The 1,275-nt window shown below is 56.1% G+C and carries 1 protein-coding gene and 1 pseudogene; both read left to right on the forward strand.

The features are described from left to right. Positions 1-238, forward strand: a pseudogene (locus CAF70_RS27775) (hypothetical protein); the annotation flags it as partial. Positions 239-259: 21 nt separating this feature from the next. Continuing rightward, a complete protein-coding gene (locus CAF70_RS25945; protein ID WP_085627414.1) occupies positions 260-1,255 on the forward strand; it encodes an IS110 family transposase in 996 nt (331 codons plus the stop codon). Positions 1,256-1,275 lie beyond the last annotated feature (20 nt).

Genomic DNA, 1,275 nt, shown 5'->3' on the forward strand with positions numbered 1-1,275 from the left:
CTTGTATGTTGTGTCTGGCCTAGCGGGAGAGGTTATTCTCGTCGGGCTGAAGAAGCACTTCCGGGGAGGCCGATCGCTCCTGAAGGCAGGTATTGCCCCTGACCTTGTATGTAGAGAGGCCCCCCGCCTCATTGCCCACTGCGAAGAGTATCGAGAAGCCGACAAGTCGGACTTCGCATTACAAGGTTGCAGCAGCATGAAGTTCGAGGTCGGGGAACCGGAGGCCATTGTTACCTAACTCGCTTGGGAGAGGGAAGGAATGAGTGTCTGGGTTGGCGTCGATATCGGCTCACGTACTTCGGTCGTTGGGGTGCGTAAAGATGGGCGTCCGGCCGGACAGTGGGATATCGCTCAAACCCCTGCAGGCCGTAAGGCTGCGGTGAAAAAGCTGCTGGCACTCAAACCCAAGTCGATCGTGATGGAGGCGACCGGAATCTATTACCTGGACTTGGCCCTTGAGCTACATGCGGCTGACCTCCCTGTATCCGTGATCAACCCCAAGAGCTTCCACAATTTCGCCAAACTGATGCTGGTGAACAGCAAGACCGATGCAATAGATGCTCAACTGCTGTCCGAGTACGGCGAGCGTATGACACCGCGTTTGTGGACACCTCCAAGCCTTGTGCAGCTTGAGCTGAGGGCTCTGGGGCGACACATCAATCGTTTGGTGGGGCATCGTACAAGGGCGAAGAACGAACTGCATGCATTGCAGGCGACCGCTACAACCGTGTCGATGCTGATCGAGGATCAGGAGGAAGCGATTGCTTCACTGGATAATCGAATTGAGCGCTTCCGTAAGGCGGGCCGCGAGCTGGTCGCCCAGTGTCCGACGCTTACTCGGCAGTACAAGCAGCTGCTCGCAGGGCCTGGGATGGGAGAAGTCTCTGCACTTGCGGCATTGGCTGAACTGACCATCCTTCCTCAAATACTCAAGTCCTCGCAGGTAGCTCGCCATGCGGGTCTCGATGTTCGACAGACCCAATCGGGAACGAGCATTGATAAGCCCGGCAGACTCGGCAAAAGTGGGAATGCTTATCTACGGGCAGCCATGTACATGCCTGCCTTGACCGCAGTGCGCTGCGACCCTTATGCGAAGGCTTTTTACGAGTCGTTGGTCAACAGGGGCAAGAAGAAAATGCAGGCTATCGCTGCTGTCATGCGCAAGTACCTGACAGGCATCTGGGCATGCATGCGCGGGGATGAGCCATTTGATACGGCCAAGCTTTTCAGCTCTGAACACCTCAGAAAAGCTTGACCGCCAACAGAGTATCTACA

The organism is Pseudomonas sp. B19(2017), from assembly GCF_002113165.1.
Classification (GTDB): domain Bacteria; phylum Pseudomonadota; class Gammaproteobacteria; order Pseudomonadales; family Pseudomonadaceae; genus Aquipseudomonas.

What these genes read in the sequence shown, in the direction of transcription:
- CAF70_RS25945 (WP_085627414.1), top strand. Translation starts at nt 260, where the DNA reads ATGAGTGTCTGGGTTGGCGTCGATATCGGCTCACGTACTTCGGTCGTT.